The 14894-nt window shown below is 74.8% G+C and carries 10 protein-coding genes and 1 riboswitch; of the genes, 4 read left to right on the top strand and 6 right to left on the bottom strand.

Annotation, left to right across the window (positions count from 1 at the left end):
- The first annotated feature begins 29 nt into the window (after window positions 1-29).
- On the top strand, window positions 30-1304 hold the full coding sequence (cbiE, locus tag FKN01_RS21570; RefSeq protein WP_143623099.1) for a precorrin-6y C5,15-methyltransferase (decarboxylating) subunit CbiE: 1275 nt from the start codon (window positions 30-32) through the stop codon (window positions 1302-1304).
- Window positions 1301-2050: a precorrin-4 C(11)-methyltransferase gene (cobM, locus tag FKN01_RS21565; RefSeq protein WP_143623097.1), complete on the top strand. Its 750-nt coding sequence runs from the start codon at window positions 1301-1303 to the stop codon at window positions 2048-2050. Before cbiE ends, cobM begins: the two co-directional genes overlap by 4 nt.
- A gap of 20 nt (window positions 2051-2070) precedes the next feature.
- Here the strand turns inward: cobM and FKN01_RS21560 are convergent, their stop codons facing one another.
- Window positions 2071-3186 (bottom strand): cobalt-precorrin-5B (C(1))-methyltransferase, encoded by a 1116-nt coding sequence (locus FKN01_RS21560; protein WP_143623095.1) that lies wholly within the window; start codon window positions 3184-3186, stop codon window positions 2071-2073.
- Between the two features lie 11 nt (window positions 3187-3197).
- Between FKN01_RS21560 and FKN01_RS21555 the strand changes: the two genes are divergently transcribed.
- Window positions 3198-3947 carry a cobalt-precorrin-6A reductase gene (locus FKN01_RS21555; protein WP_143623093.1) on the top strand — a complete coding sequence of 250 codons (750 nt, stop codon included), beginning with the start codon at window positions 3198-3200 and terminating at the stop codon, window positions 3945-3947.
- On the opposite strand, the gene FKN01_RS21550 is transcribed toward FKN01_RS21555, so the two are convergent.
- Genes FKN01_RS21550 through cobG form a run of 3 tightly spaced genes read right to left on the bottom strand, consistent with a single transcriptional unit; the run spans window position 3932 to window position 7488 of the window.
- The gene (locus tag FKN01_RS21550; RefSeq protein ID WP_143623091.1) at window positions 3932-5464 is read right to left on the bottom strand and encodes a precorrin-2 C(20)-methyltransferase; all 1533 of its coding nucleotides are present in this window, start codon (window positions 5462-5464) and stop codon (window positions 3932-3934) included. The two genes, FKN01_RS21555 and FKN01_RS21550, sit on opposite strands and share 16 nt — an antisense overlap.
- Entirely contained in the window at window positions 5461-6087 is a 627-nt protein-coding gene (locus tag FKN01_RS21545; protein WP_143623089.1) for a precorrin-8X methylmutase, read from the bottom strand. The genes FKN01_RS21550 and FKN01_RS21545 overlap by 4 nt, the downstream gene beginning before the upstream one ends.
- 60 nt (window positions 6088-6147) lie before the next feature.
- Window positions 6148-7488, bottom strand: coding sequence for a precorrin-3B synthase (cobG, locus tag FKN01_RS21540; protein ID WP_143623087.1), 1341 nt, complete (start codon window positions 7486-7488; stop codon window positions 6148-6150).
- 140 nt (window positions 7489-7628) lie between these two features.
- Window positions 7629-7705, top strand: a riboswitch (cobalamin riboswitch).
- Between the two features lie 84 nt (window positions 7706-7789).
- Here cobG and cobN point away from each other — a divergent pair.
- Window positions 7790-11449, top strand: a complete 3660-nt coding sequence (gene cobN / locus FKN01_RS21535) for a cobaltochelatase subunit CobN (RefSeq protein WP_143623085.1) — start codon at window positions 7790-7792, stop codon at window positions 11447-11449.
- A 13-nt stretch (window positions 11450-11462) separates the two neighbouring features.
- On the opposite strand, the gene FKN01_RS21530 is transcribed toward cobN, so the two are convergent.
- A complete protein-coding gene (locus FKN01_RS21530; RefSeq protein WP_143623083.1) occupies window positions 11463-12158 on the bottom strand; it encodes a L,D-transpeptidase in 696 nt (231 codons plus the stop codon).
- A 100-nt stretch (window positions 12159-12258) separates the two neighbouring features.
- Complete coding sequence (locus FKN01_RS21525; RefSeq protein ID WP_260696968.1) at window positions 12259-14754, bottom strand: SpaA isopeptide-forming pilin-related protein; 2496 nt, start codon at window positions 14752-14754, stop codon at window positions 12259-12261.
- Window positions 14755-14894 lie beyond the last annotated feature (140 nt).

The raw sequence follows: 14894 nt of genomic DNA, 5'->3' as shown, positions 1-14894 counted from the left end.
GCAAGCCCCCGAGACCCGAGGTACCGTCCGTGACCCCCGAGCACCCCCGTCCGCCCGCAGTCACCGTGGTCGGGATCGGCGCCGACGGCTGGGCCGGGCTCACCGGACCGGCGCGTGCGGCACTGACGGACGCCCAGGTCCTCATCGGCGCCGACCGGCAACTCGGCCTCCTGCCACCCGAGTGCGCGGGCACCCGCGTGCCCTGGCCCTCACCCCTGCGCCCCGCCGTCCCCGGTCTGCTCGCCGCGCACGCGGGCCGCCGCATCGCCGTCCTCGCCAGCGGCGACCCCATGTTCTACGGGATCGGCCGGGCCCTCACCGAAGTCCTGGGCGCCGGACGGCCGCACGTCCTGCCGCACCCCTCCTCCGTCTCCTACGCCTGCGCCCGGATCGGCTGGCCGGTGGAGGACACCGAGGTCGTCACCCTCGTCGGCCGCCCCGCCGCCCGGCTGGCCGCCGCCCTGCACGACGGACGCCGGCTCCTCGTCCTCAGCGCCGACGCCACCACCCCGGCCACCGTCGCCGCACTGCTGCGCGACCACGGCTTCGGCCCCAGCCGCATGCGGGTCCTGGAACAGCTCGGCGGCGAGGACGAGGCGTGCGCCGAGGGCACGGCGGACACCTGGGACCACCCCGCAGGGGACCCGCTCAACGTCGTCGCCGTCGAGTGCCGGGCCGCCCCGGGGGCGCTGCGCCTCGGCGCCGTACCGGGCCTGCCGGACGAGGCGTACGACCACGACGGGCAGCTGACGAAGCGTCACGTCCGGGCCGTCACGCTCGGCGTGCTCGCCCCCGCCCCCGGCGAACTCCTCTGGGACATCGGCGGCGGCTCCGGCTCCGTCGCGATCGAGTGGATGCGCGTCCACCCGTCCTGCCGGGCCGTCACCGTCGAACGCGACCCCGTCCGCGCGGCGCGCATCGCGGCCAACGCCGACCGGCTCGGCGTGCCCGGCCTCCGCGTCGTCACCGGCCGCGCGCCCGGCGTCCTGGCCAAACTGCCCGCTCCGGACGCCGTGTTCATCGGCGGCGGCCTCACCGCCCCCGGCCTCCTCGACACCTGCCTCGCCGCGCTCCCGCCCGGCGGCCGGCTGGTCGCCAACACGGTCACCCTGGAGTCCGAGGCGCTGCTCGCGGCCCGGCACAAGGCGCACGGCGGTGAGCTGGTCCGCCTCGCCGTGTCGCACGCCGTGCCCGTCGGCACGTTCACCGGCTGGCGCCAGGCCATGCCCGTCACCCAGTGGTCCGTACGCAAGCCCACGGACCCCGCAACGGCCCCCGCACAACCCTCAGGAGACGACAGATGACCGTGTACTTCATCGGCGCGGGCCCCGGCGCCGCCGACCTGATCACGGTGCGCGGCGCGCGCACGCTCGCCGCCTGCCGGGTGTGCCTGTACGCGGGCAGCCTGGTGCCCCGCGAACTCCTGGCCGAGTGCCCGGACGACGCCCGCCTGGTGGACACCGCGCAGCTCGACATCGACGCCATCACCGCCGAACTCGTCGCCGCGCACCGGGCCGGCCACGACGTGGCGCGGCTGCACTCCGGCGACCCCTCGGTGTTCAGCGCGGTCAACGAGCAGATGCGGCGCCTGGACGAGGCCGGCGTGCCGTACGAGGTGGTCCCGGGCGTGCCCGCGTTCGCCGCCGCCGCGGCGGCCCTCAAGCGCGAGCTGACCGTGCCGACCGTCGGCCAGACCGTCATCCTGACCCGGATCGCCCAGCGGGCCACCGCCATGCCGGAGGGCGAGGACCTGGCCACCCTCGGCCGCAGCGGCGCGCTGATCGTCCTGCACCTCGCGGCCCGCTACGTGGAACGCGTCGTCGAGGAGCTGCTGCCGCACTACGGGGCGGACTGCCCGGCCGCCGTCGTCGCGATGGCCTCACGCCCCGACGAACTCGTCCTGCGCGGCACCCTGGACGACATCGCCGCACAGGTGAAGGCCCAGGGAGTCATCCGCACCGCCGTGATCATGGTCGGCCGCACCCTGGGCGCCGAGCAGTTCCACGACAGCCACCTCTACTCGCCCGCCCGCGACCGCCACACCTGCTGACCGCGGCCCGCCCGGGCGGGTCAGCGTACGGGGCTGCGCCCGACCACGGTCCCCGCCCGGTCGATGCAGATCACGTCCACCGCCACCGGCGCGCCCCGCAGCACCGACAGCGCCTGGTCCCGCGCGGCAACGGCCACCAGATCGCCCAGCGGCACCCCGCCCGCCTGGCACAACCGCAGCGCGGCCAGACCGGTGTTGGCGACGGCGATCTCGGCGGCCAGGGCCTCGCCGGCACCGCCGCGCCGGGCCAGCTCCGCCAGGTACGCCCTGTCGACCTGGGAGCGCCCCGAGTGGAGGTCCAGATGGCCGGCGGCGAGCTTCGACAGCTTGGCGAACCCGCCGCACACGGTGAGCCGGTCCACCGGGTGGCGGCGCACGTATTTGAGGACCGCGCCCGCGAAGTCCCCCATGTCCAGCAGCGCGATCTCCGGCAGCCCGTACTCGGCGACCACCGTCCTCTCCGAGGTGGAGCCCGTGCACCCGGCGACATGGGTGTGCCCCGCCGCGCGCGCCACGTCCACGCCCCGGCGGATCGAGTCGATCCACGCCGAGCAGGAGTACGGCACCACGACCCCGGTCGTGCCGAGGATCGACAGGCCGCCCAGGATGCCCAGGCGCGGGTTCCAGGTGGAGCGGGCGATCTCCTCGCCGTGGTCCACGCCGATCGTCACCTCGACGTCCCCGGACCCGCCGTGCGCCGCAGCGACCCGCGCGAGGTGGTCCCGGATCATCTGACGCGGCACCGGGTTCACCGCCGGTTCGCCGACGTCCAGCGGCAGCCCCGGCAGCGTCACCGTGCCCACCCCGGGCCCGGCCCGGAACACCACGCCCGAGCCCGGCGGCAGCGCCCGCACGCTCACCCGCACCAGGGCGCCGTGCGTCACGTCGGGGTCGTCGCCCGCGTCCTTGACCACGCCCGCCGTCGCCCGCCCGTCGCCCAGCTCCTCCACGGCCAGCGCGAACGCCGGGGTCTGGCCCCGGGGCAGCGTGATCGTCACCGGGTCCGGGAAGTCCCCGCTCAGCAGCGCCGTGTACGCGGCCGTCGCGGCGGCCGTCGCGCAGGCACCGGTCGTCCAGCCGGGCCGCAGACCGGTGTGCTTGAGTTGGGCGCCGCGCCCGCCTTTCGCCTCACTCATGGATGGTCCCCGTGCACGTACTGATTCTGGGCGGGACGACGGAGGCCCGCCGTCTCGCCGAGCTGCTGGTGGCCCAGCTGCCCGCCGGAAGCAGGGTCACCAGCTCCCTCGCGGGCCGGGTGGCCCGGCCGAAGCCGCCGCCCGGAGAGGTCCGGGTCGGCGGCTTCGGCGGAGCCGACGGGCTGGCGGACTGGCTCCGCTCGCACCGGGTGCGCGCGCTCATCGACGCCACCCATCCTTTCGCCGGGACGATCACCTTCAACGCGGCCGCCGCAGCCGCCGCGGCCCATGTTCCCCTGCTCATGCTGCGCCGGCCCGGCTGGGTGCCCGGTGCCGGTGACGACTGGCACCCGGCCGGCTCCCTGGCCGAGGCGGCCGGGGCGCTGCCCGCGCTGGGGCGGCGCGTCTTCCTCACCACGGGCCGCATGGGGCTCGCCGCCTTCGCGGACCTGGACGACCTGTGGTTCCTGGCGCGGTCCGTGGACGCCCCGCAGCCGCCGCACCCGGCCCGGATGGAGGTCCTGCTCGACCGGGGCCCCTTCACCCTGGAGGGCGAGCGCGAGCTGATCCGCCGCCACCGGATCGACGTCCTCGTCACCAAGGACAGCGGCGGCGCCGCGACGGCCCCCAAGCTGACCGCCGCCCGCGAGGCCGGCATCCCCGTGGTCGTGGTCCGCCGGCCACCGGTCCCCGAGGGAGGCGCGGTGGCCGGCTCCCCGGAAGCCGCCCTGGCCTGGCTGACGGATCAGCTCTCCGGGTAGCGGCGCGGCGTCCACACGATCTGCGTGCCGTCGCCCCGCCGCCCCCACCGGGTCTGCGAGGACCCGACGATCAGGATCGTGCGCATGTCCACCTCGGCCGGATCGAGGTCGCCGAGGCGCACCGTCCGTACGCTCTCGCCCGGCCCGCCGACGTCCCGGCCGAGGACCACCGGCGTGTCGGGGGAGCGGTGTTCGAGGAGCAGGTCCCGCGCCTTCCCGACCTGCCAGGTCCGGCTCCGCGAACCGGGGTTGTACAGCGCGAGCACCAGGTCCGCCGAGGCGGCGGCGGACAGCCGGCGCGCGATGACCTCCCACGGCTTGAGCCGGTCCGACAGCGAGATCGCCGCGTAGTCGTGGCCCAGCGGCGCACCCGCCCGGGCCGCCGCCGCGTTCGCCGCCGTCACCCCCGGCAGCACCCGCACCGGCACCTCCGCGTACTCCTCGCGCGACGCGACTTCGAGGACCGCCGTCGCCATCGCGAAGACCCCCGGGTCGCCGCCGGACACCACGGCGACCCGCCGCCCGCGCCGGGCCAGGTCGAGCGCGAACTCCGCCCGCTCCGACTCCACCTTGTTGTCCGAGCCGTGCCGGACCTGCCCGGGCCGGACCGGCACCCGGGCCAGATAGGTCGTGTAGCCGACCAGGTCGTCCGCCTCGGCCAGCGCCCCGCGCGTCTCGGGCGTCAGCCACAGCGGCCCGGCCGGGCCGGTGCCGACGACCGCCACCTCACCGTCGCCCGGGGAGCGCTCCGGGCGGGCGTCGATCCGGCTCGGCAGCACGGCGACCGCGAAGTACGGCACCGAGTCCGCGTCCGTGTCCGCGAGCACGCCCAGCCGCTCCCCGGCCATCGTGGCGCGTTCCACATAGCGGGCCTCGGGCAGCCGGCCCGACGCCTCGAACGCGCGGCGCACGGCGGGGAACGTCCGGCCGAGCTTCATCACGACGGCGGCGTCGGTCGCGGCCAGCCGGGCGGTCAGCTCCTCCTCGGGCAGGGTGCCCGGCAGGATCGTCAGGACCTCCTCGCCCTCCGCGAGCGGGGTCCCGAGCCGCGCGGCGGCGGCGCTGACCGAGGTCACCCCGGGGATCACCTCGGCCGGGTAGCGGTCGGCCAGCCGCTTGTGCATGTGCATGTACGAGCCGTAGAACATCGGGTCGCCCTCGGCGAGCACGGCGACCGTGCGCCCCGCGTCCAGGTGGTCCGCGAGCCGGGCCGCCGCCTCGGTGTAGAAGTCCTCCATCGCGCCCCGGTAGCCGCCCGGGTGGTCCGTGGTCTCCGTGGTGACCGGATAGACCAGGGCCTCCTCGATGTGGTCGGCGCGCAGGTGCTCCGCCGCGATGGACCGGGCGATGGACCGGCCGTGCCGGGCGCTGTGGTAGGCGACGACGTCCGCCTCGGCGATGGCCTCCACCGCGCGCAGGGTCATCAGCGCCGGGTCGCCGGGGCCGAGCCCGACCCCGTAGAGCCGGCCCGTCCGCCGCTCGCCCGGCCGGCCCGTCGTCTGCTGGCTCACGGTCATTCTTCCTCGCTGGCGATGGCGTTGAGCGCGGCGGCGGCGATGGCGCTCCCGCCGCGCCGGCCGCGCACGATCAGGTGGTCGAGCCCCGACGGGTGGGCGGCCAGGGCGTCCTTGGACTCGGCGGCGCCGACGAACCCGACCGGCACACCGATGACGGCGGCGGGGCGCGGGGCCCCCTCCTCGATCATCTCCAGCAGCCGGAACAGGGCGGTCGGCGCGTTCCCGACGGCCACGACCGCCCCGTCGAGGCGGTCCCGCCACAGCTCCAGGGCCGCCGCCGAGCGGGTCGTGCCCAGCTCCGCCGCGAGCCCGGGCACCGCCGGGTCGGACAGGGTGCACACCACCTCGTTGTCCGCGGGCAGCCGCTTGCGGGTGACCCCGCTGGCGACCATGGCCACGTCGCAGAGGATGGGCGCGCCGGCCCGCAGCGCCGCGCGGGCGCGGGCGACCGCGCCGGGCGTGTAGCCGAGGTCGCGTACGAGGTCGACCATCCCGCAGGCGTGGATCATCCGGACCGCGACCTGGCTCACGTCCGCGGGCAGCCCGGCGAGGTCCGCCTCCGCCCGGATGGTGGCGAAGGACTGGCGATAGATGGCCGGTCCGTCCTTCTCGTACTCGTACACAGTGGTGTCGCTCTCTTCAGCAGGCGGGAAACTCGGGTGGGAAAAGCTGTCGTGTGCCGTTCAGGGACGGGTTCTGCGGGCCGCCGCCACGGCGTCGGCCAGCGCGGCGGGGTCGCCGGCGACGCGCGCCGGGGCCCCGGGCCGTCCGTCCCGTACGACGGACACCCGGTAGCCGCCGTCCGGGCCGGCGACGACGTCGACCCACGCACCGCGCGGGTGCCCGCAGCGCCGTTCGCACCCGGACCAGTGGACGGGCAGGGCGCCCGGACGCGAGGCGTCCGGCAGCGCTGACGCGGCGTCACCCCGCACATCCGCACGGGACTTCGCGCATCCCGGCCGCCCGATGCACGCCCCCGTCCCGGACCACGGCGAGCGGTCCCCGACGACGAGGCCCACCGCCTCCAGCGCGTCGAGCGCCTCGGACGCCTCCTCGCGCCGGACGCCGGGCACGACGACTCCGCGCCACGGGGTGAGCCGCAGTTCGCCGGCGCCGTGGTCCCGGGCGAAATCCGTCAGCGCCCGCCACCGCACCGCGTCCGCCCGCCCGAGCGGCAGCCCGACGGACAGCGCGGCCGTGCCGCCGGCCCCCGTCACCACACCGAGCGCCGGGGGCGCCCCGCCCGGCACCGGCACGGTCGCCCGGGCGACCGGCAGCCCGGCCGCGCCCAGCTGCCGTACCACCTCGTCGAACAACGGCCCGGCACCCCCGGGCAGCTCGGCGACCCGCCACGCACCGGAACCGGAATCGGCTGCCATGGACAGGAACACCGTCGCCGCCAGCAGCGCGGCACGCGGCGCCTCGTCACCCGGAATCCGGGCCACCGCGTCCAGCGCCCCGATCCGCAGCTCCGCGTCCCCGTCCGCCCGCGCCCGCAGCGTCACATCCGCGCCCAGCGCGTCCGCATCGCCGCGCCCGTCGTCCAGCGCGAACAGGAACCGGCCCGACAGGCCGGCCGCCTCCGCGCTCGCGCACACCAGCGCGTCCAGCGCGGACAGCCACGGGCGGACGTCCCGCTCGCCGCGCCCGTCGAGCCCGGACAGCGGGGAGGCCACCACATTGCGGACGCGCTCATGCCGCGCGGAGGGCAAAAGCCCCATTTCGTACATGCGAGAAGCCAGTTCGCCCCCGCACTCCGCACCCAGACCGCGCAGCTGCACATTGCCGCGCGAAGTGAGATGCAGCTCACCATCGCCCAGCCGTCCGGCCAACTCCCGCAGCCCGTCCGCCTGGTCCGCGCCGAGCACACCACCGGGCACCCGCACCCGCGCCAACGCCCCGTCGTCGGCCCGGTGCAGGCGCAGCGCACCGGGGCAGGCGTCGCCGCGCGACCGGAAACGGGCGTCGTCGGGCTGGGCGAAATGGGGGGCTGGGGGAGGCATGGCGGCGAGCATACCGACCATCTCATCCGATCTGTACGACCCGTCTTCCGATCCGTATGACCCGTCGGGCAGCCCGGCCCGTACTATGCCTGCGGGGCCCGTCTTCACGGACGGACCCCGGCGGGCCCGCGGGTCCGCCGTCGCCACAGACGGCGACAGGGGAGGAAGCCCGGTGCGATTCCGGCGCGGTCCCGCCACTGTGAGCCCGGCCCCACCAGGCCGGGCGAGTCAGGAACTCCCTTCCCCGCACGTTCGGCAGGTCCGAGCAGGGGATCTCGACACCGCCCGGGGCGTGGACACCCCGAGGAAGGCCAGACGCCGCATGATCCTGCTCCTGTCGACGTCCGACACCGACCTGCTCAGCGCCCGCGCCTCGGACGGACCGGTCCGCTACCGGTACGCGAACCCCTCCCGCCTCCCGCTCCAGGACCTGCCCGCCCTCCTGGAGGGCACCGACCTCGTCGTCGTCCGGCTCCTCGGCGGAATCCGCGCCTGGCAGGACGGCCTCGACCAGGTCCTCGCCACCGGCCGCCCCGTCGTCGTCCTCACCGGCGAACAGGCCCCCGACGCCCAGCTGATGGCCGCATCCACCGTGCCCATCGGGATCGCCGCCGAGGCCCACGCCTACCTCGCGCACGGCGGCCCCGCCAATCTGGACCAGCTCGCCCGCTTCCTCTCCGACACCGTCCTGCTCACCGGCCACGGCTTCGAACCGCCCGCCGCCGCACCCTCCTGGGGCCCGCTGGAGCGCACACCCCGGACGCCCGAGGACGCCGCCCCCACCGTGGCGGTGCTCTACTACCGCGCCCACCACATGAGCGGCAACACCGCCTTCGTCGAGACCCTGTGCGCTGCCGTCGAGGCCCAGGGCGCCCGCGCCCTCCCGCTGTACGTCGCCTCGCTGCGCACCCCCGAACCCGCGCTCATCGAGACCCTGCGCGGCGCCGACGCGATCGTCACCACCGTCCTCGCGGCAGGCGGCACCCGGCCCGCCGAGGCGTCGGCCGGCGGCGACGACGAGTCCTGGGACGCGGGCGCGCTCACCGCGCTCGACGTGCCGATCCTCCAGGCGCTCTGCCTCACCGGCTCCCGCGCCGACTGGGAGGACAACGACGAGGGCGTGTCCCCGCTGGACGCCGCCAGCCAGATCGCGGTGCCCGAGTTCGACGGCCGCCTGATCACCGTCCCGTTCTCCTTCAAGGAGATCGACGAGGACGGCCTGCCCGCCTACGTCGCCGACGAAGAACGCGCCGCCCGCGTGGCCGGCACCGCCGTACGCCACGCCCGGCTGCGCCACATCCCGAACGCCCGGAAGCGGATCGCCCTCGTGCTGTCCGCGTACCCGACCAAGCACTCCCGTATCGGCAACGCCGTCGGACTCGACACCCCCGCCAGCGCGGTCGCCCTGCTGCGCCGGCTGCGCGAGGAGGGCTACGACTTCGGCACGGAGGAGGTCCCCGGCCTCGCGTCCGGCGACGGCGACGAGCTGATCCACGCCCTCATCGAGGCGGGCGGCCACGACCAGGCCTGGCTCACCGAGGACCAGCTCGCCCGCAACCCGGTCCGCATCCCCGCCGCCGACTACCGCCGCTGGTACGCCACCCTCCCCGCCACACTCCGCGAGGCCGTCGAGGAGCACTGGGGCCCGCCGCCCGGCGAGATGTTCGTGGACCGCTCCCGCAACCCGGAGGGCGACATCGTGCTCGCGGCCCTGCGCCGGGGCAACCTGCTCATCCTCATCCAGCCGCCGCGCGGCTTCGGCGAGAACCCGATCGCGATCTACCACGACCCGGACCTGCCGCCCTCGCACCACTACCTGGCCGCCTACCGCTGGATCGCCGCCCGCGCCGACGACAACGGCTTCGGCGCCGACGCGATGGTCCACCTCGGCAAACACGGCAACCTGGAGTGGCTGCCCGGCAAGAACGCGGGCCTGTCCGCCGCCTGCGGCCCCGACGCGGCGCTCGGCGACCTCCCGCTGATCTACCCGTTCCTCGTCAACGACCCCGGCGAGGGCACCCAGGCCAAGCGCCGGGCGCACGCCACACTCGTGGACCACCTGGTGCCGCCGATGGCCCGGGCCGACAGCTACGGCGACATCGCCCGCCTCGAACAACTCCTGGACGAGCACGCCCAGATCGCCGCCATGGACCCGGCCAAGCTGCCGGCCGTCCGCGCCCAGATCTGGACCCTGATCCAGGCCGCGAAGCTCGACCACGACCTGGGCGTCGAGGACCGCCCGGAGGACGAGGGCTTCGACGACTTCATCATGCATCTGGACGGCTGGCTCTGCGAGATCAAGGACGTCCAGATCCGCGACGGCCTGCACGTCCTCGGCGCCGCGCCGGCCGGGGCCGCCCGGGTCAACCTGATCCTGGCCATCCTCCGGGCCCGCCAGATCTGGGGCGGCACGACGTCCCTGCCGGGCCTGCGCGAGGCGTTGGGCCTCGACGAGTCGGCGGCGACCCGCACGGACGCGGACGCGGTGGAGGAACAGGCGCGGGCCCTGGTCCAGGCGATGGAGGACGCGAACTGGGAGCGCTCGGCCGTGGCCGCGGTCGCCACATCCGTTCCCGGTTCGCCGGCAGAGGGCTCCGCCCCGGACCCCGCCGCTCAATCGCCGCAGGGGCTTGATTCCGTCGCCGCCATCCTCGACTTCGCCGCCGAAGAGGTCGCCCCCCGCCTGGCCCGGACCACCGACGAACTGGACCACTGCGTTCGCGCCCTCGACGGGCGCTTCGTGCCCGCGGGCCCCTCCGGCTCACCCCTCCGGGGACTCGTCAACGTCCTCCCGACCGGCCGCAACTTCTACTCCGTGGACCCCAAGGCCGTCCCCTCCCGCCTCGCCTGGGAGACCGGCCAGGCCCTGGCCGACTCGCTCCTGGACCGCTACCGCAAGGACAACGGCGACTGGCCGGAATCCGTGGGCCTCTCGCTCTGGGGAACGAGCGCCATGCGCACCGCCGGCGACGACGTCGCCGAGGCGTTCGCCCTGCTCGGCGTCCGCCCGGTCTGGGACGACGCCTCGCGCCGCGTCACCGGCCTGGAGGCGATCCCGGCCGCCGAGCTCGGCCGCCCCCGCATCGACGTCACCCTGCGCATCAGCGGCTTCTTCCGCGACGCGTTCCCGCACACCATCGGCCTGCTGGACGACGCGGTCCGGCTGGCCGCCTCGCTCGACGAACCGGCCGGGCTCAACCACGTACGGGCGCACGCGCAGGCGGACCTCGCCGAGCACGGGGACGAGCGCCGGGCCACCACCCGGATCTTCGGCTCGCGCCCCGGCACGTACGGCGCCGGGCTGCTCCAGCTCATCGACTCGCGCGACTGGCGCACCGACGCCGACCTCGCCGAGGTCTACACGACCTGGGGCGGCTACGCCTACGGCCGGGACCTGGACGGCTGCCCGGCCAGGGAGGAGATGGAGACCGCGTACAAGCGCATCGCGGTCGCCGCGAAGAACACCGACACCCGCGAGCACGACATCGCGGACTCCGACGACTACTTCCAGTACCACGGGGGAATGGTCGCCACGGTCCGCGCGCTGAGGGGGACCGCCCCGGAGGCGTACATCGGGGACTCGACCCGCCCCGAGACGGTCCGCACCCGCACGCTGACCGAGGAGACGTCCCGCGTCTTCCGCGCCCGGGTCGTCAACCCGAAGTGGATCGAGGCGATGCGCCGCCACGGTTACAAGGGCGCCTTCGAGCTGGCCGCGACCGTCGACTACCTCTTCGGCTACGACGCCACGACGGGCGTGGTCGCGGACTGGATGTACGACAAGCTGACCGAGGCCTATGTCCTGGACCCGGCGAACCGCGCGTTCCTCGAACAGGCCAACCCGTGGGCCCTGCACGGCATCGCGGAACGACTCCTGGAAGCCGAGTCGCGCGGCATGTGGGCCAAGCCCGACCCGGCGGTGCTCGAAGCGCTGCGCCAGGTGTTCCTGGAGACGGAAGGAAACCTGGAGGGCGAGGACTGACCGGGCACGGCCCTCAGTCGGCGGTGCCGGGCTTCACACCCCACACGTAGACGACGTCGTCCAGCGCGAGCAGGTCCCACAGCTTCGCCGCGTCGTCCACCGTGAGGTTGACGCAGCCCGCCGACCCGCCGCCGTCGTACAGGTCGCCCGGGTGTCCGTGCAGCGCCTGGCCGCCGTCGAAGAACTGCGAGTACGGCATGGGGGCGTCGTCGTAGATGTCGGAGACGTGGTCGCGGTCGCGCCAGTAGATGGTGTGCCGGCCGGGCCGCGTCTCCTCCGCGTCGCGGCCGGTGCGGATGGGCACGGGTGCGAAGACGACGTCCTTCCCCTTCTGCACCCACAGCAACTGGCGGTCCATGTCGACGCAGGTCACGCGCCCGGTCTCGACGGGGCAGTCGCCGGCGGCGTTCGGATTCGGCGTGGCCTCGACCACGAGCATCGCCCGGTACGTGCCGAGGTCGGCGAACCCGTCGGGATGCGGGCGGCCCCGCTCGGTCTGGAAGGACCGGATGGCCCGGCAGTCGGCGTCGGACTGACGGCCGTCCACGGGCCGTCCGAGGTGCCGCTCCAGCTGTCGCTGGTACGGCCCGGCCGGCGCGGTGCACGCGGAGTCGCGGCCGGGAGACGCGGCCGAGGGGGCCGCGGTGCACAGCAGCGCCATCGCCGCCGTGGCGAGGGCGGCACCGGTGAGGCGGTGGGGACGGGACACGGCCGGACCTCCTGCGTATTCAACGGGAACGGTGTACTGACGAGCCAATCAGCGGGACCGCCCGGCCGCCCACGAGTGGGCGGCCGGGCGGGTGACCGCGTCAGCCGCGAGCGGCCTTGTGCGTGTCGTCCTTGCAGTCCTTGCCCTTGCACGGCTCACCGCGGTCGTTGGCCAGCTCCACGGTGACGCCCTCCTCGCTGTTCTCCTCCGTCACCTCGAACGGCCCGGAGACGGGGTTCGCCGGCAGGACGTACCCCTCCGGGACGGCGATCTCACGGAGGTAGTACTCACCGAGCGGCAGGTCGTCGAAGGTGCACTGCCCGTCCTGGTCCGTGGAGCAGCCCGCGTCCGCGAGGGTGTCGGGGTTCGCCCCGCCCGTCTGGAGCCCGGGCACGTCGTTGCTCTCGCGCCACAGCTCGAATACGGCCCCGGGCAGCGGCTCCCCGTTCTTCGCGTCCGTCTTGTCCAGCGTCAGCGAACCGGTCACCGGCGGGACGGGGGTCTCGGTGTTGACTGCCTCGGCCTGGACGCCGTCCTCCGCGTTGTCCTCGGTGAGGACCAGCGGCCCGAAGACGTTGGGGTCGGGCAGCTCGTAGCCGGCCGGGGCCGCCGTCTCGCGCCAGTAGTAGGTGCCCGCGATCGTGGTCGCGGTGCAGACGCCGTTCGCCGGGGTGGTGCAGTCGGTGACGAAGGTGTCGGGGTTGATGCCGATCGTCTGGAGGCCGGGCACGTCGTTGGTCTCGCGCCACAGCTCGAAGTCGGCTCCGGCGAGCGGGGCTCCGGTCTCGGCGTCGGTCTTGTGTACGCGGACCTCGCCGGTCACCGGGGGTACGGGGGTCCGGCTGTTGACGGCCTCGGTCTGGACGCCGTCCTCCGCGTTGTCCTCGGTGAGGACCAGCGGCCCGAAGACGTTGGGGTCGGGCAGCTCGTAGCCGTCCGGGGCCGCCGTCTCGCGCCAGTAGTACGTACCCACGGTCGTCGTCTCGGAGCAGACGCCGTTCGCCGGGGTGGTGCAGTTCGAGACGAGGGTGTCGGGGTCGGTGCCGTCGGTCTGGAGGCCGGGCACGTCGTTGGTCTCGCGCCACAGCTCGAAGTCGGCTCCGGCGAGCGGGGCCCCGGTCTCGGCGTCGGTCTTGTGTACGCGGACCTCGCCGGTCACCGGCGGTACGGGGGTCCGGCTGTTGACGGCCTCGGTCTGGACGCCGTCCTCCGCGTTGTCCTCGGTGAGGACCAGCGGCCCGAAGACGTTGGGGTCGGGCAGCTCGTAGCCGTCCGGGGCCGCCGTCTCGCGCCAGTAGTACGTACCCACGGTCGTCGTCTCGGAGCAGACGCCGTTCGCCGGGGTGGTGCAGTTCGAGACGAGGGTGTCGGGGTCGGCGCCGTCGGTCTGGAGGCCGGGCACGTCGTTGGTCTCGCGCCACAGCTCGAAACCGGCTCCGGCGAGCGGGTCACCGGTCTCGGCGTCGGTCTTCAGCACGCTCACATCGCCCGTCACCGGCTGCGGACCACCGCAGTCCGGGAGGTCGCCGTCGAACGGGTAGGCGTGGAACTCCACCCCCGCGCTCTCGCTGGTGTGGGTCAGCGACCCGGTCGTGAAGAACCTGCCGTTCATCCCGGGCAGGCTCACCGTGGTCATGGACGCCTGCTCGCCCACCAGGACACTGCCCTGGAACTGCCCGGACCCCTCGAAGGAGGCCGTGGTGGCGTCGGGCAGGTTCCACAGCAGCCGCTCGCGGTACTGGCCCAGCGTGTCGCTCCCGCTGGTGGTGTTGATGACGCGGTTCTCACCGATCACATTGACCAGGATCGTCGCGTCGTCGGGGATGCCCGTGAACTCGATGGACTGGCTTCCGTTGGGGGAGTTCGGGTTGACCAGGTCGAAGTCGACGTTGAACACCTGGAGCTGCGACGTGCCGTCTCCGGTGAACAGCGTCCGGTAGCCCTCGTTGACCGCGGTCCCGGTGGGCGTCCGGGGCGCACCGTCCGGCCGCGCGTAGCACTGGCTGGCCGCCGTGAGCTCGTCGCGCAGGCCCACGTACGGGGCCGTCGCGTCGTCGTCCTGGACGGTCGTCCCGCTGACGGCCCCGGACAGCGTGCCCGCGTAGCGCACGGTGCCCACCTCGTCGACGAGACCGCCCGTCGTGTCCAGGATCTGCCCGGCGGCGATGGTCACATCCCCGCCGGCGGCCAGGAAGTCCGAGTCGACGGGCGGCGCGACGCGCGACCCGACCCCGACGATCCCGAGGTTGTACAGCCCGCCCGTGTCCGCGTCCTTGTCCTGGTCGAAGTCGTCCAGCACGACGACCCGGCCCTCGGCCTCCGCCGCACGCCCCCGGACGAGGAAGTCGTCGCCCACGAAGATGTTGATCGCGTCGTCCCGGCCGGCGATGTCCCCGTTGTTGACGTCGGGGAACGGGTCCGGGCAGTCACCCGGCACGCACGGCCCGAGTCCGCCGGGCAGGGTGGCCGCGGCGGCGGGCGTGGCGCCTACGCCCAGGGTGACGGCGGGAACGACGGCCGCCAGGACGGCACAGGCCGCACCCGTGGTGCGGGCGCGTGAGCGCAGCGCGGCTAGGCGCTGGGGCATGGGTTTCATACCGGCATCCTGAGCGGACCCGGCGCCACCCCCGGGCGCGCGACACGGGGAGTTGCGCTGTCCAGCGGGAAGGGGTCACCCGGACGATGGGGGCGGGGCCGAGCGACCCCACCCCGCACACCGGACCCCGGGCCGGTTCC

The organism is Streptomyces sp. 130, assembly GCF_007096885.1.
GTDB lineage: Bacteria > Actinomycetota > Actinomycetes > Streptomycetales > Streptomycetaceae > Streptomyces.
Note: the sequence above shows the minus strand (reverse complement) of the source record. Positions and strands in the feature narration are given on the sequence as shown.